The sequence below is a fragment of the Devosia sp. Root413D1 genome, from assembly GCF_001425235.1.
In the GTDB taxonomy this organism is placed as follows: domain Bacteria; phylum Pseudomonadota; class Alphaproteobacteria; order Rhizobiales; family Devosiaceae; genus Devosia_A.
Genome location: NZ_LMEA01000013.1, coordinates 90,706 through 110,992, shown reverse-complemented (window position 1 = coordinate 110,992; position 20,287 = coordinate 90,706). Strand labels below are relative to the sequence as shown.

Annotated in this window: 21 protein-coding genes; 9 read left to right on the top strand and 12 right to left on the bottom strand. The window is 66.3% G+C overall.

Annotated elements, in window-relative coordinates; translation table 11 throughout:
- Positions 1 to 112 precede the first annotated feature (112 nt).
- Genes ASC89_RS25735 through ASC89_RS25725 form a run of 3 tightly spaced genes read right to left on the bottom strand, consistent with a single transcriptional unit; the run spans position 113 to position 3,597 of the window.
- Positions 113 to 1,657 (bottom strand): extracellular solute-binding protein, encoded by a 1,545-nt coding sequence (locus ASC89_RS25735; protein ID WP_056003393.1) that lies wholly within the window; start codon positions 1,655 to 1,657, stop codon positions 113 to 115.
- A gap of 45 nt (positions 1,658 to 1,702) precedes the next feature.
- On the bottom strand, positions 1,703 to 2,650 hold the full coding sequence (locus tag ASC89_RS25730; protein ID WP_056003390.1) for a carbohydrate ABC transporter permease: 948 nt from the start codon (positions 2,648 to 2,650) through the stop codon (positions 1,703 to 1,705).
- Positions 2,647 to 3,597: an ABC transporter permease subunit gene (locus ASC89_RS25725; protein WP_162247997.1), complete on the bottom strand. Its 951-nt coding sequence runs from the start codon at positions 3,595 to 3,597 to the stop codon at positions 2,647 to 2,649. The genes ASC89_RS25730 and ASC89_RS25725 overlap by 4 nt, the downstream gene beginning before the upstream one ends.
- A gap of 163 nt (positions 3,598 to 3,760) precedes the next feature.
- On the opposite strand from ASC89_RS25725, the gene ASC89_RS25720 reads away from it, so the two are divergent.
- From ASC89_RS25720 to ASC89_RS25710, 3 genes are all read left to right on the top strand, one after another.
- Positions 3,761 to 4,780: a LacI family DNA-binding transcriptional regulator gene (locus ASC89_RS25720; protein ID WP_056003387.1), complete on the top strand. Its 1,020-nt coding sequence runs from the start codon at positions 3,761 to 3,763 to the stop codon at positions 4,778 to 4,780.
- An 88-nt stretch (positions 4,781 to 4,868) separates the two neighbouring features.
- Positions 4,869 to 5,909, top strand: a complete 1,041-nt coding sequence (locus ASC89_RS25715) for a hydroxyacid dehydrogenase (protein WP_056003384.1) — start codon at positions 4,869 to 4,871, stop codon at positions 5,907 to 5,909.
- Complete coding sequence (locus ASC89_RS25710; protein WP_056003381.1) at positions 5,906 to 6,739, top strand: alpha/beta hydrolase; 834 nt, start codon at positions 5,906 to 5,908, stop codon at positions 6,737 to 6,739. Before ASC89_RS25715 ends, ASC89_RS25710 begins: the two co-directional genes overlap by 4 nt.
- On the opposite strand, the gene ASC89_RS25705 is transcribed toward ASC89_RS25710, so the two are convergent.
- The 5 genes from ASC89_RS25705 to ASC89_RS25685 form a co-directional block, all read right to left on the bottom strand.
- Positions 6,712 to 7,296: a hypothetical protein gene (locus ASC89_RS25705; protein WP_056003378.1), complete on the bottom strand. Its 585-nt coding sequence runs from the start codon at positions 7,294 to 7,296 to the stop codon at positions 6,712 to 6,714. The genes ASC89_RS25710 and ASC89_RS25705 overlap by 28 nt on opposite strands.
- Positions 7,297 to 7,345: 49 nt before the next feature.
- Positions 7,346 to 7,648 carry an AzlD domain-containing protein gene (locus tag ASC89_RS25700; protein ID WP_055886584.1) on the bottom strand — a complete coding sequence of 101 codons (303 nt, stop codon included), beginning with the start codon at positions 7,646 to 7,648 and terminating at the stop codon, positions 7,346 to 7,348.
- Positions 7,638 to 8,303 carry an AzlC family ABC transporter permease gene (locus ASC89_RS25695; protein ID WP_056003375.1) on the bottom strand — a complete coding sequence of 222 codons (666 nt, stop codon included), beginning with the start codon at positions 8,301 to 8,303 and terminating at the stop codon, positions 7,638 to 7,640. The genes ASC89_RS25700 and ASC89_RS25695 overlap by 11 nt, the downstream gene beginning before the upstream one ends.
- A gap of 147 nt (positions 8,304 to 8,450) precedes the next feature.
- Positions 8,451 to 9,152, bottom strand: a complete 702-nt coding sequence (locus ASC89_RS25690) for an SDR family oxidoreductase (protein WP_056003372.1) — start codon at positions 9,150 to 9,152, stop codon at positions 8,451 to 8,453.
- Positions 9,153 to 9,207: 55 nt separating this feature from the next.
- A complete protein-coding gene (locus ASC89_RS25685; protein ID WP_056003369.1) occupies positions 9,208 to 10,281 on the bottom strand; it encodes a DUF4037 domain-containing protein in 1,074 nt (357 codons plus the stop codon).
- A gap of 229 nt (positions 10,282 to 10,510) precedes the next feature.
- Here ASC89_RS25685 and ASC89_RS25680 point away from each other — a divergent pair, with 229 nt between their 5' ends.
- The gene (locus tag ASC89_RS25680) at positions 10,511 to 11,863 is read left to right on the top strand and encodes an MATE family efflux transporter (protein WP_056003366.1); all 1,353 of its coding nucleotides are present in this window, start codon (positions 10,511 to 10,513) and stop codon (positions 11,861 to 11,863) included.
- On the opposite strand, the gene ASC89_RS25675 is transcribed toward ASC89_RS25680, so the two are convergent.
- A complete protein-coding gene (locus tag ASC89_RS25675) occupies positions 11,847 to 12,446 on the bottom strand; it encodes a TetR/AcrR family transcriptional regulator (protein WP_056003363.1) in 600 nt (199 codons plus the stop codon). The two genes, ASC89_RS25680 and ASC89_RS25675, sit on opposite strands and share 17 nt — an antisense overlap.
- A 107-nt stretch (positions 12,447 to 12,553) precedes the next feature.
- Here ASC89_RS25675 and ASC89_RS25670 point away from each other — a divergent pair, with 107 nt between their 5' ends.
- From ASC89_RS25670 to ASC89_RS25660, 3 genes are all read left to right on the top strand, one after another.
- Positions 12,554 to 13,300, top strand: a complete 747-nt coding sequence (locus tag ASC89_RS25670) for an SDR family NAD(P)-dependent oxidoreductase (RefSeq protein ID WP_056003360.1) — start codon at positions 12,554 to 12,556, stop codon at positions 13,298 to 13,300.
- A 95-nt stretch (positions 13,301 to 13,395) separates the two neighbouring features.
- Positions 13,396 to 13,824, top strand: coding sequence for a MerR family transcriptional regulator (locus ASC89_RS25665; RefSeq protein ID WP_056003357.1), 429 nt, complete (start codon positions 13,396 to 13,398; stop codon positions 13,822 to 13,824).
- 4 nt (positions 13,825 to 13,828) lie between these two features.
- Positions 13,829 to 14,821, top strand: a complete 993-nt coding sequence (locus ASC89_RS25660) for an aldo/keto reductase (RefSeq protein ID WP_056003354.1) — start codon at positions 13,829 to 13,831, stop codon at positions 14,819 to 14,821.
- Here ASC89_RS25660 and aac(3) read toward each other — a convergent pair.
- Entirely contained in the window at positions 14,818 to 15,606 is a 789-nt protein-coding gene (gene aac(3) / locus ASC89_RS25655) for an aminoglycoside 3-N-acetyltransferase (protein ID WP_056003351.1), read from the bottom strand. The two genes, ASC89_RS25660 and aac(3), sit on opposite strands and share 4 nt — an antisense overlap.
- Positions 15,603 to 16,019 (bottom strand): helix-turn-helix domain-containing protein, encoded by a 417-nt coding sequence (locus tag ASC89_RS25650; protein ID WP_055886548.1) that lies wholly within the window; start codon positions 16,017 to 16,019, stop codon positions 15,603 to 15,605. The genes aac(3) and ASC89_RS25650 overlap by 4 nt, the downstream gene beginning before the upstream one ends.
- Positions 16,020 to 16,226: 207 nt before the next feature.
- On the opposite strand from ASC89_RS25650, the gene ASC89_RS25645 reads away from it, so the two are divergent.
- Complete coding sequence (locus ASC89_RS25645) at positions 16,227 to 18,683, top strand: beta-glucosidase (protein ID WP_056003349.1); 2,457 nt, start codon at positions 16,227 to 16,229, stop codon at positions 18,681 to 18,683.
- A 152-nt stretch (positions 18,684 to 18,835) separates the two neighbouring features.
- On the opposite strand, the gene ASC89_RS25640 is transcribed toward ASC89_RS25645, so the two are convergent.
- The gene (locus tag ASC89_RS25640; RefSeq protein WP_056003347.1) at positions 18,836 to 19,408 is read right to left on the bottom strand and encodes a DJ-1/PfpI family protein; all 573 of its coding nucleotides are present in this window, start codon (positions 19,406 to 19,408) and stop codon (positions 18,836 to 18,838) included.
- 78 nt (positions 19,409 to 19,486) lie between these two features.
- Here ASC89_RS25640 and ASC89_RS25635 point away from each other — a divergent pair, with 78 nt between their 5' ends.
- Positions 19,487 to 20,179, top strand: a complete 693-nt coding sequence (locus ASC89_RS25635; RefSeq protein WP_056003344.1) for a YafY family protein — start codon at positions 19,487 to 19,489, stop codon at positions 20,177 to 20,179.
- The last annotated feature ends 108 nt before the right edge of the window (positions 20,180 to 20,287 follow it).

Here is a 20,287-nt window from a genome sequence, read left to right as displayed (position 1 = left end):
GGTTGTCGACTTTGCCTGCGGCCGGACGGCCAGAAGCCGGAGGGTGCCAAGGTGGCGCGGCACCCTCCGGCTGGCCGCTCTGCCATAGGGCTGGGAGAGCGGCGACCCTCAGCTACCCCCGAGCCTTGAGGTAAGCGTCCGCCTGCTTTTCCATTTCGGCCTGCAGCATGTTCAGTCCTGCCGCGTCGGCGGCGCTCTTGAGCTTGTCCAACTGGGCATCGACGTCAGCCAGCCCGTGGAACAGCGGGTTGGCGTGCTGGATGATGACGTTGTTCATCTGCGCCGCCTCCTGCTTGACCGCGCTCACATCAGGGATGAACGAAGCGAAGGTGTCGGTGGCGAAGTTGTCGTAGTCCTGGGCCCAGTCGAAGACGGCCTTTTCGGACTCGGTCATGAACGACGAGCGGCGCTCGAGGGCTGAACGCCACAGCAGCGCGTAGCCGGGGAAGGCGTACTGGCTGAGCTGGTTCAGGCTGTCGTCGCCGGCCGCTTCCCAGTCGGTGCCTTCGATGCCGTACTCGATGAGGTCATGGTTCTGCTTCACCGAGAGCCAGTCCTGCAGCGCCAGGGCCCGGTCGACGTCGCCGCCATTGGCGTTCACCACCACCATGTTGTCGGCCTGGAAGGTCTGGACGGGTTTGACCTCACTGAGGGGTTTACCGAACGGCACCACCTGGGCGAGGCTTGCGGTGGGAACGGCCTTTCGGAGGCCGACCAGCTGATTGCTGGCGAGGCCATCGGTCATCGACCAGATGCTGGCGATGCGGCCGGCCTGGAACTGGCTCTGGATCGTCGCGCTATCCGAGTTGAACGGGTCGGCATTGATGATGCCGTCCTCGTGGTACTTGCGGATCTTCCTCAGCGCCGCGACCACCCCGTCATCTTCCCAGAACGGGATCGGCTTCGACGAGCCTGTAGTGGCCGCATCCTTGGCGAGCAGGAACCGCAGGCCGGAACCGGCGAACAGGTATTGCATGCGAGTGGGATCTTCCCACGACTGCTGGTTGAACATTCCAGTCGGGGTCGGCACGGCCAGTACCCAGGTCGAGTTGGCGCCGATGCCGAACGGCGTCACGCCGTCCTCTTTTTCCTTGATGGTGTAGAAGTACCGCTCGAGCGTATCGAAATCCCAGATCTCGCCGAAGCCGTGCTTTTCGGCAAGATCCTGGCGGATGCTGAAATGCTGGACGCGGCCGGCGCTGTTCACCTGCGGGATGCCCCAGAGCTTGCCGTTCCAGGAATTGGCTTCGATCAGCTTGGGAGCGATCTGCGCCTTGAGATTGGGCCACTTGTCGAGCTCACCGGTCAGGTCAGCGAGCGAACCGCTCTGCTGCAGTTGCGCCATGTTCAGCCACAGCGCCTGCAGGGCGGTATCGAAACTGGCGCCGGCGGTGAACTTCAGCAGCGACTGCTGCCCGTAATTGCTCCAGTTGATGAACTGCGCATCGAGGGTGAAGCCGTGCTCGGCGAGGAGTGCGGCATTGGCCTTGTCCAGCACCGCTTTCCAGTTGCTCGGCGCCTGGGACGGCAGAAGGGTCAGCGAGGTGCCCGACAGGCCCGCTGCGAAGGCCTGCGGCATGCCGCCGGCGAGGGCAGCGCCAAGACCCGCCGCACCACTGAGGGCGAGGAAGTGTCGGCGACTGAAGTTGCGTGTCATATCGGTATTCTCCTCCTGTTGTGAGCGGCTCTATTCGGGGGGCCGCTAGCCCTTGGTAGCGCCCAGGGTGATGCCCTTGACGAAGAAGCGTTGCGCGAACGGGTAGGCGAGCAGGATCGGGCCGACCGTCAGGACCGTCATCGCGAAGCGCAGCTGATAGACCGGCGCCGCGGCCTGCGCGGCCGTTGCGCCAGGCAGCGAAGTGGCGTTGGTCACGTTGGCGATCAGGTTCTGCAGGATCAGCTGCAGCGGGTACTTGTCCGGGTCGGACACGAAGAGCAGCGCCATGAACCACTCGTTCCAGTAGGTGACGGCGTAGAACAGGCCCAGCACCGCGAGGATCGGCTTCGACAGCGGCAGGACGATCTGGAAGAAGATGCGCAACTCGCCGGCGCCATCGATGCGGGCCGCATCAAGGATTTCCTCCGGCAACTGGCGGAAAAAGCTGACGGTGATGAAGACGAGGAACGGCGCCAGGAGGATCGGCAGGATCACCGCGAACCAGCTGTTGGAGAGGCTGAGCACCTGCGTCACCAGCAGGTAGAGCGGCACTAGCCCACCGTGGAACAGCATGGGCACGTAGGCGAAGACGGTGAGCGGGCGGCTGATCCAGGGCAGCCGGCGGGCGATCACCCAGGCGAGCGACGCCGTGCTGGAGACCGACAGGATCGTGCCGACCAGCGTGATGAACAGCGAGGCGACATAGCCGTTAAGCAGGGACTGGCCGCTGAACAGCAGTTCGTAGGCGGCCAGCGAGAAGGGGTTAGGGAACAGGCTGTAGCCCTGCCGCGCCAGCACCGTTTCATCGGTGAACGAGCCGGCGATGATCATCCACAGGGGGATCAGGCAGAACAGCCCGAACAGGGTCACGACGATATGGCTGGCGACGGTGAACGGCTCGGGACGGCGGCGAGCCCTGCGGCGAGCGGCCGGCTTGTCGGCCTCGCGCGCTTCGTGATCGAGAAGGCTCTCGTTGTAGCCGGTCGTGCTCATAGGATGCTGCTTTCTTTGTGGAAGCGGCGCTGCACGAGGACGGCGGCGGTGACGAAGAAAAACCCGACGACCGACTGGAACAGGCCGATGGCGGCCGTGGTGCCAAAGTCACCAATGGTCCTCAGGGAGCGGAAGACGTAGGTGTCGATGACGTCGGTCGTCGGGAAGAGGATGCCGTTGTCCTGGACGATGGCGTAGATGGTGGCGAAATCGCCGAAGAAGATTCGCCCCACGCCCAGGACCAGCAGGACGCCCAGGGTCGGCAGCAGCAGCGGCGTGGTGATGGAAAGCGCCATGCGCGCCCGGCTCGCGCCGTCGATCGCCGCGGCCTCATAGACCTCCTCAGAAATCGCGGTGATGGCGGCAAGGAAGATGACCGAAGTGTAGCCACCCAGCTGCCAGACCTTGACGATCGTCAGGATCCAGGGCCACGCCCCGGGTTCGGTGTACCAACTGAGCTGCGGCAGATCGATGACGCTGAGCAGGTTGTTGAGTGCACCGCCGCTGCCGCCCACGCCGGACAGGATCACCTGCAGCATGATGCTGATAACGATAGGCGAGACGAAATACGGAAAGAAGATCGTCGACTGCATGAAGCGGCGGTAGAGGCTGCCGCGGATCTCGTTGAGCATGAGCGCGAGGATCAGCCCGGCAAGCAGCGAGGCGCTGAGGAACAGCGCGTTGAGGAACAGCGTGTTGACGATGATGGTGACGGCGTCGCCGCTGGTGAGGAAGTAGCGGAAATTGGCAAAGCCGTTCCACGGGCTACCGAAGATGCCATCGCGGACGTTGAAATCCTTGAAGGCGACGACGAGGCCGGCCATCGGCCCGTATGCGAACACCGAGAACCAGGCGATTCCGGGCACTGCGAGAAGCAGCAGAACCAGCCCATCCGGCGATGACGGCCGACGCCTGCGCGTGGCCGGAACAACGGCTTTTCCTTGCACGATGCCTCTCCTCGGCATAGTGTGAAACTAGTTCCTGTAACTAGTTTCTTGCACGCTAGGTGACGCGTCGACATGAGTCAAGGGAGGCTGTAGATGTCTTGGTATGGATGAGAACGAGAACGCTCCGAGGCCGTCGCGCGGCGGGACGCGCGGGCCAGGACGGATGGTTCCGGTCAACCTGCGCGACGTCGCCGCGCATGCCCGGGTATCCCTCGCGACCGCGTCGCGGGTGTTTGCGGGCAACGCCAATGTGCAGCCGGCAATCAAGGAACGCGTCCTCGCGTCGGCCGACGAGCTCGGCTACGTGGTGAACGGGCTGGCGCGGGCCATGACCGGCCGCGGGCCACGCTCCATCGCCTTTGTCGTGCGCGCGATGATCGGCCCGACCTTTGCCTCACTGGCCGCCGGCGTCGAGAGCGTCGCCGGCAAGAACGGCCACCTGGTGCTGATGTGCGCCACCGAAGGCGATGAGCAGCGCGAGCGCGAGCTGATCGGCGTGCTGCGCGAGCTCAGGGTCAAGGCCGTCCTCCTGGTCGGCTCCACCGAAACCGATGCCGCCTTCGACGAACGCGCCGCCGGCTATGCTCGCGACCTGGCGCAGGTCGGCGCAACGCTGATCCTCTGCGGTCGCCCGCCGATCATCGGCCAGGACGATATCGTCAGCGTCGACTACGACCAGCGCAATGGCATCGGCGCCGGCGTCGACGAGCTCGTCGCCCTGGGGCATCGGCGCATCGCCTATGTCGGTGAGGCGCGCGGCATGACGACGGCCGAGCAGCGGCTTGATGGCTACACGGCTGCCCTCGTCCGCCACGGCATTGCGCCCGATCCCGCGCTGGTGCGGGTCGCCGCCAACAGTGAGGCCGACGGGGCTCGCGCCGTCGACGAACTGCTGCGTTCCGGGGTCGGGGCAACCGCCATCGTGGCCATGACGGACAATATTGCTGTCGGCGCCTATCGGGCGGCCCGGGGGCAGGGCCTGACGCTGCCTGACGATCTCTCGATCATCGGCTTCGACGACGTGCCGGTGGTGGCCGACCTCACGCCCGGGCTGACCACGGTGCATCCGCCCTTCTTCGAGGTCGGCGTGCGTGCCGCCGAGATTGCGCTCGGTGTCGCCCCGGCGGCCGATGTGTTGCTGCAAACCCGCTTCATGCGCCGCGGATCGGCTGCCCCCATCTGATCGGGCTTGCCTTTCGGTTGGTGTGGAACTAGTCGTTGTTTACTGGCTGTGTAACTAGTTACACAGCTTGACGTGGTCCGAGGCAATGATGACGCTCACCTATGACGAAGCGACCGCACGCATCGATGAGCGAGCGCAGGCATCCGTCGGCTTCATCGCCGTCATGAACCCGCCCGAGCTTGCCGCCCGGTTGTTCGGTCCCGGCTTCGAAGTGCTCCGCCGCGCCGGAGCGACGCCGCTGCATCAGCGTCCTTTTCTATCGCTCGACGCATCCGGGGCGCTTGACGCCCTGGGCCAGGCGGAGGTGCTGATCACCGGTTGGGGCGCCCCACCGCTCACCGACCAGCATCTCGATGCGGCTCCGCGACTGCGCTATGTCCTCCATGCCGGGGGCCAGGCCGCGCCGCTGCTCCCGCAAAGCGCGGCCGAGCGGGGCATCGAGGCCGCCAATGCCGGCTGGATCAATGCCATTCCGGTGGCCGAATTCACCGTCGCGATGATCGTCCTCGCCAACAAGGACACGTTCCGCGCCCGTCGCCTCTACTGGCGCCGTCGCGACCATATCGACCGGGAACTGGAGTTTCCTGCTGCCGGCAATGTCGGCAAGACCATCGGCATCGTCGGCGCGTCGCGCATCGGCCGGATGGTCATCGAGCGGCTCGGCGGGCTCAGCGTCTCGGTCCAGCTCTATGATCCCTTCATCAGCCCGGCCGACGCCGCCCGGCTGGGGGCACGCCTGGTGCCGCTCGACGAAGTGATGGCAAGCAGCGACATCGTCAGCCTCCACCCTCCGCTCAACGACGCGACGGCCGGCATGATCACCGCCCGCCACCTTAGCCTGATGCGCGACGGCGCAACGCTGATCAACACCTCCCGCGGCGCCATTGTTGATCAGGATGCATTGATCCTCGAGCTCAGGGCCGGCCGGATCGAAGCCATTCTCGACGTGACGCATCCGGAAGTGCTGTCTGAGGACAGCGAGCTCCACACGCTGCCCAACGTCTTTCTCACGCCCCACATCTCCGGATCGATGGGGACAGAGATTGGCCGCATGGGCGAGCATATCGCCAGCGAACTCACCCGGATCGTCGAGGGCCGGCCGCTCGCTTTCCCCGAGCCGCTGCGATGAGCGTGCTGCATAGGTTGGAGTTCAATCCGGCCGCTCCCTGTCGCGGCACCATCGTCGCCATCCCCGGGCTTGCCGAATCGGCTGCGACGCTCGCCATCACTGCACAGCACTGGGCCGGCAACGGCTTCCGCGTGCTGGCCATCGATCCGCGTGGGCACGGTCAATCGTCGCGCTGGACCGCGGATCTGTTGAAGCGCCACCCGGGTGATGTCATCGTCGAGGACATCCTCGCCGACCTCAACGAATGGCTCTCCGGCGCCGACCAGCCGCTGGTGCTGTTCGGGCATTCCGCCGGGGGAAGTGCGGCGGCTGCCGTCGCTGCCCGCCTGGGTTCGCGGGTCAGCGCGGTTGTGCTGGAGGATCCATTCTGGAGGCTGCCGGTCACCCCGTTTCAGGATCGTGACGTCGCGGTAAACGCTGCCGCAACACTCCGGCGCTGGCAGGCCGTCAGCGACGCGGAGCGGCAGGCCGAGATCGCCGAGCTGTTTCCGCGCTGGCCGCAGGATGAGCTTGCTGCGTGGTCAAAGGCGAAGGCCGACATGGATGTCGCGCTGGTGGCGCAGGGCGATGTCATCCCAACCCGCGCCTGGCCGACCCTGCTCGGCGAGCTTGCCGGCGCGGGCGTGCCCGTCAAGATCATCACCGGGACCATCCGCATCGGCATCACCGCCAGTCACCGGGCGATCATCCGCTCGCTGGGCGCCGAGGTTGCTGTGGTCCCCGGCGCAACGCACTTCATCCGCCGCGATGACCGCCAGCTGTTTCACGCGCTGGTCGATAGCTTTCTCGATGCAGCGCTCCCTCAGACGATCGGCGGCACGAAGGGGTAGTCGGTGTCGCGGCGCGGCGGCGGCAGGTCTTCGTCGGGGATCTGCTGTGCGGCGGTTTCGATCTCTTCGCCGTGCGGCACTGCTTCGATGCCCTCGGCGTGCCTGAGGATCGCGGCGGCCGGGCCGGCATGGGCTTCGTCGACGCGGGCGCTGACGATAGCGCCACCGCGCTCGAGCCGTTCGGCGAGCACCTTGGCCTCGGTTTCGGGAACGCCGGCGCTGGTGAAGGCGCCGATCAGGCCACCGGTTGCCGCGCCGACACCAGCCCCGGCGAAGGCGCCGATAGCGGTGGCGAACAACCAGCCGGCAGCGACCACCGGACCAAGGCCCGGGATGGAAATGATGCCGAGACCAGCCAGCAGGCCGCCGGCGGCGCCCAGACCGGCGCCCAGCTCGGCGCCGGCGGTGGCGCCTTCGCCGACCTCGTCGGGTTCGAAGTCGGGCGGGGTGTTGGCGACAAAGCTGATGTCGGTATGGGCGATGCCGGCCTCGTGCAGGGCATGTACGGCGGCGGCGGCATGCTCGTAGCTGTCGAACTGTCCGATGATGGTCTGCATATGACCCTCCTTGCTATCGTTACAACGAGCAAGGAGCCGGCGGTGTTCCCTAGGCGCCCAGCGCCAGGCGAGCGAGGTAGACCGCCAGCACGCCGCTCAGCATGGCGGCAAACAGGTTCCGGCTGACGAGATAGACCAGCGCGGTGACGGCGGCGGCGATGCCTTCGGCGGCGCCGCCGGCGAGAATCGCGGGCGCAACCAGCGCGGCCAGCACTGCGCCCGGGACGTGCTTCATCCAGCTGGCAACGAAGCCGGTGGTGGGAAGCCGGTTGGCGAGCAGCAGGCCGCCGGCGCGGATGGCAAAGGTCACCGCGGCCATGCCGAGGATGGCAATCAGCGCCTCAAGCGACATGGCGGCGCTCCCTGATGGTCTCGGCAAGGGCGCCGGCAAAGCTGCCGACCAGGCCGCCGACGATGATGTACCAGTTGCCCTCGATCAGCTTGGAGGTGAGGATGGCGGCGAGCGCGCCGATGATCCACGGCACCAGGTCGCCGCGGCCCCGCCACATGCCGAGCAGCAAGGCGAGGAAGGTGGCGGTGAAGGCGAAATCGAGCCCATACCTGGTGGGATCGTCGATGAACGCCCCGAGCACCCGGCCGCAGAGGGTCGAGCTCATCCAGGCGAACCAGCTGAGGACGCCGGTGCCGATGAGGAAGGCGACACTGCCAGTGCCCTTCCGGACCTCGGCCATGGTCATCGCCCATTGCTCGTCGGAGACGAAGAACATGGCGCCCAGCTGTCTGGGCAGCGACAGATGGCCGACCAGCGGCCGCAGCGTCGCCGACATCAGCAGCATGCGGAGGTTGACGATGCCGGCGGCGATGACGATCGACAGCACCGGCAGGTTTCCCGGCGTCCACATATCGAGCGCCACGAACTGGCTGGCGCCGGCAAACACCAGCCCGCTCATCAGCGCCACTTCGAGGACGCTCAACCCGGCCTGGCCGGCGAGCACGCCCCACACCACGCCATAGGCGGCAATGGAGACGGCGACGGGCAGGAACATACGGACGCCGAGCCAGAACTGCGCGGGTCCGCTATGGGGGGCGGGGGCATGCATGGGCGGGGACGCTACATCAGGTTGGTGCGGTGGCGTGATGACATCTGGTGATCGACCCCATTCATCGCAATGATCGAGGCCGTCGATTGCAGGTCAGATGGCACGGGTCATGCCGCCATCGACAAGCAGGCTCTGGCCGGTGACGTAGGAGGCGTCGTCGGAGAGGAGGAAGGCCGCGACCTTCGCCAGCTCCTGGAGTTCGCCGTAGCGACCGACCGGGATCTTCTGGCGGCGGGCTTCGACGGTGTCGTAATTGTCGAGAAAGCCGGGCAGCACAGCGTTCATACGGATGCCGTCGGCGCCGTAGCGATCGGCATAGAGCTTGGTCCAGGCCTGCAATGCCGGGCGCAGCGCCGACGACATCGGCATCGCGAGATCCGGCGACTTGCCGGCAAAGCTCGAAATGTTCACTGCCGCGCCCTTGCCGGCGGCGAGGAAATGCGGCGTCACCAGCCGCATCAGGCGGACCGGGTTCAAGACGATCATATCGAAACCGTGTTGCCAGTCGTCATCGGCCATGGCGCCGATATCGCCGCTGGGGACATGGCCGGCATTGTTGACCACGGCATCGATGCGGCCATGCTTCGTGATAGTGGTTTCGACGAGGCGCTGCAGGTCGGCGGGCTCGGTGAGCGAGCCGCGCACCGCGGTGGCGGAGAGCTCGGTGGCAACGGCCTCGACCTGTTCCGAGCGCGCGAACAGCACCAGCTGGTAATCGCGAGCGGCGAGCTCGCGGGCGATGGCGGCGCCGATGCCCTGGCCGGCTCCGGTGACGATGGCGATGGGTCTGGTCATGGGCGGGAGACTACACGAGGTGGCGGGCCTGGGAGATGAGAGTTGCTGATTGCAGCTATTCGCCCGGCTGATCGGGAACCAGCGCCGCGATGAGGCGCCGAGCTTGCTCCGGCGCGGTCAGGATCGGCACCATGCCGGTCAACTGGTCGATGCCGCCGACCGGGAGCTGCCGCAGCATCGGGTCGGTAATGGCGCCGCGGAGGCCGGCAGCGATCGCGTCGGCATTGATCACCTGGAACGGGCGGGTGAAGTAGGAGGCGATGCGCGGCGGCACGGCACCGGGGATGCCATGCTCGAGTTGCAACTGTGCCAGCTGCTCGGCGGCGCGGGCAATGGCGGCTTCGCGCTGCTGCCAGTCGGCGGCCTCCAGCGCCTCGGCCAGCAGCGGCTGCAGCACCGCCGCACTGTCGAGCCGGGCAAAGGCGCTACCGAACCATTTGGGGTAGGGCGCATAGCGGCGCTCGACCAGGAAGGCGATGCGCATCAGGTGTTCGACGAGGCGTGAGCCGATGACCCGGGAGCCCAATGCATCGCCAAGCTCACCGGTACGGCCAACGAAAGCGCGTTCCTCGCCGATCGCGTCCCATTCGGTCGCGAGGCGCAGCAGCCGGACATCGCGCGGAAAGTAGTCGAGCCGCTGCCGCAGGTCGGCGAGCTGTCCGCCATCGTCGCGGAACACCGCGCCGGCGATGAGGGTGAGCAGGCGCTGTTCGGGAAAGCGCAGCCAGTCGGCATTGGACCAGGGGCCAAGGCCGGCGCCGACCTGACGGCGCAGCAGCGCCTCGAGCGTCATCAGCTCGACGCCGTGATCCGAGGTGAGCCAGCCATCTGCACGAACGTGACGCCCGACGCTCTCGAACCTGATGGTCCAGTCTTCGAAGCGTTCGGGCAATTGCGCATCCAGCGCCGCCATCAGCACGTCGGCGTGGGCGACGTCCGCGGCATCGAGGATGATCTGCACGGTCGGACCGTAATTGTGGTCGGCCGACATCTCGGTGTCGAAGCCCAGCACCTCGGAGCCATCACCGAGCCGAGCAGCGGCATAGCTGAGCTGCGGCAGGGCCCGGGCGATGATTGGCGCGACCAGTGATTCGTAGAAGCGGCGCGACAGCTGGAGGCCGGTGGTCATTGCTTTTGCCTTTGTCCGACATGGCCGGTTAGGAGCGCCCGGACGTTGACCGGCGCGCGGGGCGGGGCTAGAGAACCGGCGTGCGTTCATACCCCATCGTGCTCCGACCCGCCTGCATCTTCAGCTGAGATGTGAAGTGGCCCGCCTCGCGACCCGGTCGACTCGACCGGCCGCTGGTCATTTGGGGCCCAACGCCGTCGCATAATTTACGGGTTTCGGAGTTCACTCGATGAACAATCTCTCAAGGCCGCTCTGGCAGCGTTTCCTCGTCTTTCTTGTGCCGCTGATGCTCAGCAACATCCTGCAGTCGCTGTCGGGCACTATCAATAATATCTATATCGGGCAGATGATCGGGGTGGAGGCGCTGGCCGCCGTCTCGGTGTTCTTCCCGATCATGATCTTCCTCATCTCGTTCGTGATCGGCCTCGCTTCGGGCGCGGCGATCCTGATCGGCCAAGCGTGGGGCGCCAAGAACCTCCTGAAGATCAAGCAGGTCACCGGTACGACGCTGACCGTCGGTTTCCTCATGGGCCTCGTCGTCGCGGTGTTCGGCGGCTTTTTCGCGCAGAACCTGATGGAACTGCTCGGGGCGCCCGCCGACATCGTCGCCGAAGCGACGGCCTATGGCCGGATCGTCTTGATCGGCATGCCCGGGTTCTTCCTGTTCCTGATCATCACCTCGACGCTGCGCGGCGTCGGCGACACGGTAACGCCGCTGCTGACGCTGATCTTCTCGATCGGGGTGGGGCTCGTCGTCACGCCGGCGCTGATCCAGGGCTGGTTCGGCCTGCCGCAGATCGGCGTGCTCGCCGCGGCGGTGGCGTTCATCGCCGGCTTCGTCGTGGTGCTGATCTTTCTGTTCTTCTACCTCAACTACAAGAAGAGCCCGATGGCGCCCGACGCCGAGTTGATCCGGCATCTGAAGGTGGATTTCCAGCTGCTCGGGCTGATCCTGAAGCTCGGTATCCCGGCCGGCATCGCCATGGTGGTGTCGTCGATCTCGGCCATCGTCATTGTCGGCATTGTCAATCGCTTCGGCTCGGACGCCACGGCGGCCTATGGCGCGGTCAACCAGGTGCTGAGCTATGTGCAGTTCCCGGCCATGTCGATCGGCATCGCTGCTTCGATCTTTGCCGCCCAGGCGATCGGGGCGCGGCGCTTCGACGAGGTGGAGAAGGTGACCCGCACGGCGCTGTTGATGAACCTCATCGTCACCGGCGCGCTGGTGACGATCGCCTACCTCTTCTCGCAGCACCTGGTGCGGCTGTTCATCACCGACGAAGCGGTGGTGCAGGTCGCCGAGCGGCTGCTGCACATCGTGTTGTGGAGCTGCCTGGTGTTCGGCTGGGGCTCGGTGTTCTCGGCGGTGATGCGCGCTTCGGGCGATGTGTGGATCCCGATGGCGCTGTCGCTGGCGGCGATCATCCTGGTCGAAGTCCCGGCGGCGCTGACGCTCAGCCACTTCTTCGGGCTCGAGGGCGTATGGTGGGGCTACTGCATGAGCTTCACGGCGCTGCTCACCTTCCAGGCCACCTATTATCTCGGCTGGTGGCGGAAGAAGGAAATCACCGCGCTGGTCTAGGGACGGATAGCACGTCCCAGGCGGCCATCGCGCCGTCGATGACACGCTCAAGGGCGGTGCCGCCGGCGCCGTCCCGCGCCTGCAGGGCGAGCCCGTTCAGCACCGTGGTGTAGAACTGCGCCATGGCGTCGGCATCGGCGCCTTGGGGTACATCGCCGTCGACTATCCCCTTCCGGATCCGCGCCGCGAACGAGCCGGTCGAGGCGTTGCGCAGCATTGCCAGATGCGCCCGGACCTCGGCGTTCTGCGGTGGGCCGACGGCAGCGGCGAGCACGATCATGCACCCCGATGGGATGTTCGGATCGGTGTAGGTCTCCGCATTGGATCGCAGCAGCGACTCAATCGCTCCGCGCGCCGTGGGCACGTCCCCCAGGGTTGGCCCGTAGGTGCGCACGTAAAGGTCGAGCGCCTCGTAGAACAGCTGCTCCTTGGAGCCGAAGGCGGCATAGAGGCTCGGCTTGCCGACGCCCAGCGCCTCGGTCAGGTCGTTCACCGAGGTGCCCTCATAGCCGCGCTCCCAGAACAGGCGCATCGCCTGGTCCAGTGCCTGGTCTCGATCGAACTCGCGGGGGCGGCCTGCCAAAATCGGGTTTCCGGATGATTGTCTACCGATCAGTATAAAATTCTTGACGCTGCATCGCAACCGTCATAACCAATTGTGTACCGATCGGTAGAAAATGGAGATCCGATATGACTGACCTTGAGCTTTCCGGCCGCGTGGCCCTTGTCACCGGCGGCAGCCGCGGCATCGGCGCAGCCACCGTGCTGGCGCTGGCAGAGGCCGGCGCCGACGTTGCCTTTACCTTCGAGCGCAACGGCGAGAAGGCCGGCGAGATCGCCCGTGAGGTCACCACCCTCGGCCGGCGCGCCATCGCCATGCAGGTGGATTCGGCCGACCCCGAGGCGGTGATGGCCGCCGTCGACCGCACCGCCCGAGAACTGGGGCGCATCGATATCCTCGTCAACAATGCCGGCGTCGGCACTGGCGGGCCGTTCGGCGAGGTCACGGTGGCGAACTTCGACCGGCTGTTCTCGATCCACGCCCGGGCGCCGTTCTTCGCGACGCAGGCGGCGGTGAAACACATGACCGAGGGTGGGCGGATCATCTCGATCGGCACCAATATGGCGACCCGCGTGGCCGGGCCGGGGCTCAGCCTCTATGTCACCAGCAAATCGGCGCTGGGCGGCATGACCCGGGCACTGGCGCGCGAGCTGGGGCCGCTGGGGATCACCATCAACACTGTCGATCCCGGTTCGACCGATACCGACATGAACCCGGCCGACGGGCCGATGGCGCCCTCGCAGATGGGGCTGAACGCGCTCGGCCGCTTCGGCGCTGCCGAGGATATCGCGGCGGCGGTGGTGCACCTCGCCGGCCCAGGAGGGCGCAGCATCACCGGCACCTCGATCCTCGTCGACAGCGGCTTCAACGCCTAGAACGCCATCGCGCCGGCCTACTGGAAAATCACCGCTTGACTTAGAGTGCACTCGAACTCCTAGCCTCGTCTCTCGTCGTGGCAAGGAAGGCAGAGATGAAGATCGGTCAACTGGTCGAGCGTTCGGGACTCACCGCCCATACGATCCGCTATTACGAGCGGATCGGGCTGTTGCCCTATGCCGACCGGGACCAGTCGGGCCAACGCGATTACGATGCGTCGATCCTCAGCTGGATCGAATTTCTCGGCCGCCTCAAGGCGACCGGGATGCCGATCCGGGAAATGCTGCATTACGCAGCTCTGCGTGACCAGGGTCTGGTCACCGAGGCGGCGCGTCGCGAACTGCTGGAGCGGCACCGCGAGAAGGTGCGGGCCCAGTTGGCCGAACTCTCTGAGAGCCTCCTTGTCCTCGACGCCAAGATCGCCGGCTATGCCGGCATATCGAAGAGGATGAAGGAATATGACGCACTCCCAGAACGCCGCAAACGACCGGCAACCGTCAGGCGGGCAGCCGCCCGCTGGTAGCCGCTTGGCGACGCGAACCCTCGGGCCGCTGACTGTTTCGACCGTCGGGCTGGGCTGCATGGCGATGAGCCATGCCTATGGCGGCCAGGACGAAGCCGATGCCGTCCGCACGCTGCATCGCGCTGTGGAACTGGGCGTCACGCTGTTCGACACCGCCGAGGTCTATGGGCCGTTCACCAACGAGATCCTGGTCGGCAAGGCGCTGCGGTCGTTTGGCGACAAGGTGGTGATCGCCACCAAGTTCGGGTTCAAGATCGACCCGAGCAAGTCGGACATCAGCGCCATGGCCGGCGTCGACGGGCGGCCCGAGCATGCCCGCGAAGTGGCCGAGGCGTCGCTCAAGCGGCTGGGCGTCGACGTGATCGACCTGTTCTACCTGCACCGCGTCGACCCGCAGGTGCCGATCGAAGACACGGTGGGCGCCATGGCCGAGCTGGTGCAGCAGGGCAAGGTCCGGGCACTCGGGCTTTCAGAAACCAGCGCCGACACCCTCCGCCGAGCGCATGCCGTGCATCCGATCGCGGCGCTGCAAAGCGAATACTCGCTATGGACGCGCGATCCCGAGGGCGACATCCTCGACACCTGCCGTGAGCTTGGGATCGGCTTCGTGCCATTCAGCCCGCTGGGCCGCGGCTTCCTCACCGGCAAGATCCAGAAGCCGGAAGATCTCGGCGCGACCGACTTCCGGCGCGGCCTGCCGCGCTTCAGCGAGGAGAATATGGCGGCCAACGCGCAACTGGTGCAACTGCTGGAAGCGATGGCGGCGGAGAAGGGTGTGACAGCGGCACAGCTGGCGCTCGCCTGGGTGATCCACCAGGGCGATTTCATCGTGCCGATTCCGGGGGCGCGGCGGATCGCGCATCTCGAGCAGAACGTCGCCGCAGCGAGCATTGCGCTCTCGGCCGAGGAGCTGAAGACGCTCGGCGAATTGCTGGCGGCCGAGAAGTTCTCGGGCAAGCGCTATGGCGACAGCGGCGCCTGGGTGGCCAAGCGTTAGCGCGTCTTACCCCAGCGTTCGAGCCAATCGACGCCGAAAGTTACCATCTCGGCGGCGGGGACGAGCACTGAGCTCGCCTCGCCGACCTTGCCCCGCTTGCCGCGGCCGGTGGCGAGGAATTGTTCGACGATGGTGGCGAAGTAATCCTCGGGCAACCCGTCCGGCGGATCGCCGGTGTCGAACTCCTCGAACCAGCGCCAGACCGCTTCTCCGTCGACGAAGATCGGGGCCTCGTAGCGCAGGATGCGCTTGTTGGGGAAATCGGCGAGGTGCTCGGCATGGTGCAGCAGTGTCATGGTGTCGAGCGGGGCGCCCAGCATCAGCACCTTGCCCTCGGCTTCGACCAGTTTCCCGAGCGGCGATTGCGGGCCATAGCCATAGTCGAGCGCATGGTCAGCGGTGAACCATTCCGCCTCGCCGCCGAGCGCCGCCATCGAGGCGCCAGGGCTGCCGCTGCGCAATGCGCCGGGCGTGGTGCGGAGCGCCTCGGGCCAATAGCCATTGTCGCGGATGGAGCGGGAGCGCTCGGGATCGAAGGCGGCGATATACCGGCGCATCGACGGGTCGTCGCGCAGCTCGTCCTCGAGCTGCCAGTCGCAATAGCCGAGGATGGTGCCGGCCGGACCGATCACGTCGCGCAGCGCGTCGATGATATCGTCGGGGCCGTTCACCAGCTTGCCGACCTGGCGCAGCGCGGCATGCACCAGCACGGCATCGCCATCGGCGAGGCCGATGGCGCTCAGGTCGTCAGCGAGGCTGGAGCGGGTTGCAACCCCAACCGTCACCTGGCGGCGCCGGCGTAGCGCCGCTCCGGCGGGTGCTGGTCAGTGGCGTCGTCGTGCAAGCCGTCATATTCGAGCCGGGCGCTCTGCACTTCGCCCTGGTGCTCTTCGGCCCAGGCCCAGAGCGAGCTGATCGGCCCCTGCAGGCTCTGGCCGAGCGGGGTCAGCTGGTACTCAACCCGCGGCGGGATCTCGGGATAGACCGTGCGGGTGACGAGGCCGTCGCGCTCGAGGTTACGCAGCGTCAGGGTCAGCATGCGCTGCGAGATGCCGCCGATGGTGTGGCGCAGCTCGTTGAAGCGCATGGTCTTCTTGCCGAGATAGCCGACGATCATGACGCTCCACTTGTCGCCGATGCGATTGAGGATGTCGGCCATGGCGTTGCAGGTCTCGCTCCTGCCGGGAATGGGTTTCATCTGGTGCCTCCAAACGGGCAAAATACTCTTGATCCTGTCGCGCTCTCGAACCGGAAAAGTCCGCAACTTTTCCTGAGAGCGCTCTTTAGTCACAAATATAGACACGGTTACTCCTTGTGACTAGGGGTGCGCGGCGCATGTGGGGCGTTGCCATGCCGGCAGACTCCGCGCTAAGGGCGTAGAACGTTCAACACGAAGGAGATAACGATGGGGCGGATCGAAGAACTGGTCGACCGGATGACGCTCGAGGAGCAGGTGAGCCTGTTATCGGGTGAGGATTTCTGGTCGCTGCCGGCAATCGATCGGCTCGGCATCGGCAAGCTTCGCGTCACCGACGGGCCGAACGGGGCGCGGGGCGGCGGCTCGCTGATCGGCGGGGTAAAGTCGGCGGCGTTTCCGGTGGGGATCGCGCTCGGCGCCAGCTGGAACGTCCGGCTGCTCACTGAAATCGGCACGGCCTTGGCCGAGGAGGTGAAATCGAAGGGCGCGCATGTGAGCCTCGCCCCGACGGTGAACCTCCATCGCTCGGTCAGTAACGGGCGCAATTTCGAGTGCTACTCGGAAGATCCGATCCTCACCGCCAGCCTGGCCGTCGGCTATATCGAAGGGCTGCAAGGGCAGGGCGTTTCGGCGACGATCAAGCACTTCGCCGGCAACGAGTCGGAGATCGAGCGTACCAGCATCAGCTCGGAGATCGATGAACGGGCGCTGCGCGAGCTTTACCTCGTGCCGTTCGAATGGGCGGTGAAGCGCGCCGGCACCTGGGGCATCATGAGCTCCTACAACAAGCTCAACGGCACTTTCACCAGCGAGAACCCTTGGCTGCTCGACCAGGTGCTGCGCAAGGAATGGCACTATGACGGCGTGGTGATGTCGGATTGGTTCGGCTCGCACTCCACCGCGCCGACGGTCAATGCCGGGCTCGACCTCGAAATGCCCGGGCCGCCGCGCGACCGCGGAAAGAAGCTGGTCGCAGCCGTGGAAGCCGGCGAAGTCAGCCGCGAGACGCTGCGGACCCGGGTGCTCGACGTGCTGCGACTGATGGAGCGGACCGGCGCGCTCGACGACCACAGCGAGTGGGTGGAGCGGGCCGACGATAGGGCCGAGCACCGGGCGCTGATCCGTCGTGCCGGCGCCGAAGGCGCAGTGCTGCTGAAGAACGCCGGCGATCTGCTGCCGCTCAGCGGGTCGGGCAAGCTTGCGGTGATCGGACCGAACGCCAAAGTGGCGCAGATCATGGGCGGCGGCAGCGCGCAGCTCAATCCGCACTATCGCGTCTCGCCGTGGGATGGCCTCGTTGCCGCGCTGGGCGAGGCGCGGCTCAGCTATGCGGCGGGGTCGACCAACCACCGGTTCGAACCGCTGCTGCGTGGTGGGTTCACGGCCGAGTATTTCGCCAATGAGACACTTGCCGACGCGCCGGTGTTCATCGAGACGTTGGAGGAAGCACAGGCCTTCTGGATCGGCCGGGTTGGCGGCGGCAAGGTCGATCCGCTGCATTTCTCGGCCCGGCTTACCGGGCGGTTCATGCCGGAGGCAAGCGGCGAGCACCGGGTCGGCATTTACAGCGCCGGCTTCTCGCGGGTGCTGGTCGACGGCAAGCTGGTGGCCGATGCGTGGACGCATTGGAGCAAGGGCCGCACCTTCTTCGAGGAAGGCTGCGACGAGGTGGTCGGCACCATCAATCTCGAAGCTGGGCGCAGCTACGAGGTGGTGATCGAGTTCGCCACCAAGCCGTTCGCGACGCTCGGGCTCGCGGCCTTTGCCGCCGGCATCGGCTTGCCACTCGGCGACGCAGCGATCGCCGAGGCGGTCGCAGCGGCGCGCGACGCCGAGGTGGCGCTGGTGTTCGTCGGGCGCAACGGCGAATGGGACACCGAGGGCAGCGACCTCGACTCGATCGTCTTGCCCGGCCGGCAGGACGAGCTGATCGCCGCGGTGGCGGCGGTGAACCCGCGCACCGTGGTGGTGTTGCAGACCGGCGGGCCGGTGGAGATGCCGTGGCTCGCCGAGGTAGCGGCAGTGCTCGAGGCCTGGTATCCGGGGCAGGAGGCCGGCAACGCCATTGCCGACGTGCTGACCGGCGCGGCCGAGCCGGGTGGCCGGCTGCCGCAGAGCTTTCCGGTCAAGTGGGCCGACAATCCGACCAATTCGCAGGATCGGGAAATCTATCCCGGCCTCGATGGCAAGGTGCGTTACGAGGAAGGCGTGTTCATCGGCTATCGCCACTATGATCGCCATGGCATCGCGCCGCTGTTCCCGTTTGGCTTCGGGCTTGGCTACAGCAGCTTTGCCGTGTCGGAACTCGAACTGGATGCCCCTGGCTTCGAAGCGGATGGCAAGGTGAGCGTTTCGGTGACGGTCGAGAACACCGGTCGCCGCGCCGGCTCCGAGGTGGTGCAGGTTTATGTGTCGGCCCCGGATGCGACGGTGTCACGGCCGGCCAAGGAGCTGAAGGCATTCGAGAAAGTGCATCTGGGCCCCGGCGAGCGGCAGCGGCTGACGCTGCAACTCGATGACCGGGGGTTCGCCTACTATCGCACCGAGGCGCAGCACTGGCTGGTGGAGCCGGGGCGGTATGTGATCCGGGTGGCACGGCATGCCGCCGATGCCGGGTTGGCGGCTGAGGTGGCGCGACGGGATCGGTTGCTGCTGCCGGTGTGAACTGCTGCGAGGCCGGTGCGGGCTGACCCCCACCCTTGATCCCTCCCCGCAAGGGGGAGGGAGACGCCTGCTGCGATATCCGTGTGAGGGTCTCCCTCCCCCTTGCGGGGAGGGGACAGGGGTGGGGGGCAGCTACCGCCGGCCCCTAGGCCTCAAGCCGCCTTGCTGAACTGCGCCGCGTGCATGCCGACGTAAAAATCGAGGTTCTCGTCGGCCAGCCCGAGGCCATCCATAACCGCGGCCATGAAGCTCACCGGCGAAGTGCCGCCGGCGGTGACGACACGGCCGTCGGTCACCGCTGCCGGAGTATCGCGATAGAGCGCCTTGCCCTGATAGCCGGTGAAATCGAGATAGCCGTCGCCATTGCTGGTGTGACGGATGCCGTCGAGCAGTCCGGCTTTGGCGCCGGCCACCGTGCCGTCGCAGATCAGTCCGATCAACTTGCCCTGCGCTTTGGCAGCGTTCAGCAGCGGCGCCAGGTCGGGAGCTTCGGGCGACTGCCAGATGGTGCCGCCGCAGACGATGATCGCGTCATAGTCGGCCACGTCGATCGTCTCGAGCGCCAGTTCGGGAGTGACCGTCATGTTGCCCGACGATGTCACCGGCTTGCCGCCGGGGGTCGCGTACTTGGTTTCCACCTTGTAGAAGCTGTGCGCCACGGCGTTGAGCAGGGTGGTCTCCCAGTCGGCGAAGCCTTCGGTCAGGATGGTGAGGATGGTGGTCATGTCGTTTCTCCTTCGTTTTCGGTGCGAGAAGGCTAACCGCGCCCGGCACCCGATTTTGTCAGCAGCGATGCACGGCTAATGGCCAAGCGCTCGGAACGGCTGCTCAAGCTGATGCAGGCGCTGCGACGTCGCCGCCGCCCGGTGACGGGGGCGGTGCTGGCCGAGGAGATGGGCGTATCGCTGCGCTCGGTCTATCGTGACATCGAGACGCTGAAATCGATGGGGGCGGCGATCGACGGCGAGGCCGGGGTCGGTTTCCAGCTGCGCGCCGAGCACTTCCTGCCGCCGCTGATGTTCACCGACGAGGAGATCGAGGCGCTGGTGCTGGGCCTGCGCGGGTTAATCTACGGCCCCGATGGCGAGATGGCGGCGACGGCGCGCGATGCCTCAAGCAAGATCGAAGCGGTGCTGCCGAGGGCCAAGCGCGACGAGATGCTGTCGGTGGGGTTGTTCGTCATTCCGCCGCGCACGGTCGACGAAGCCAACCCGCTGGGGCGGCTGCGGCGGGCGTTGCGCGAGGAAAAGCAGGTCTGGCTCGGCTATCGCGACAAGGGCGGCGCCGCCAGCGAGCGCACCGTCTATCCGGTGGCGCTGGGCTATTTCGAGGGCTATCAGACGCTGGTGGCCTGGTGCACGCTCCGGCACGACTTCCGCAACTTCCGCGTCGACAGTATCAGCGCCCTCGAAGTGCTGGAGGCGCCAATGCCGGAGCCGCGCCGTACGCTGTTCCACCGCTGGTCGAGCGCCCTGAATCTGCCCGACTTAACCTAGAAGGAACCGCCGTGCTTCAAAATCATTTGAGCGGGCCCCGGCGGCGGTTGAGCGACACGGGCCGGATTGCTAGAACGCTGCCAATTCCGAGACGGTCTGCATCTGGAG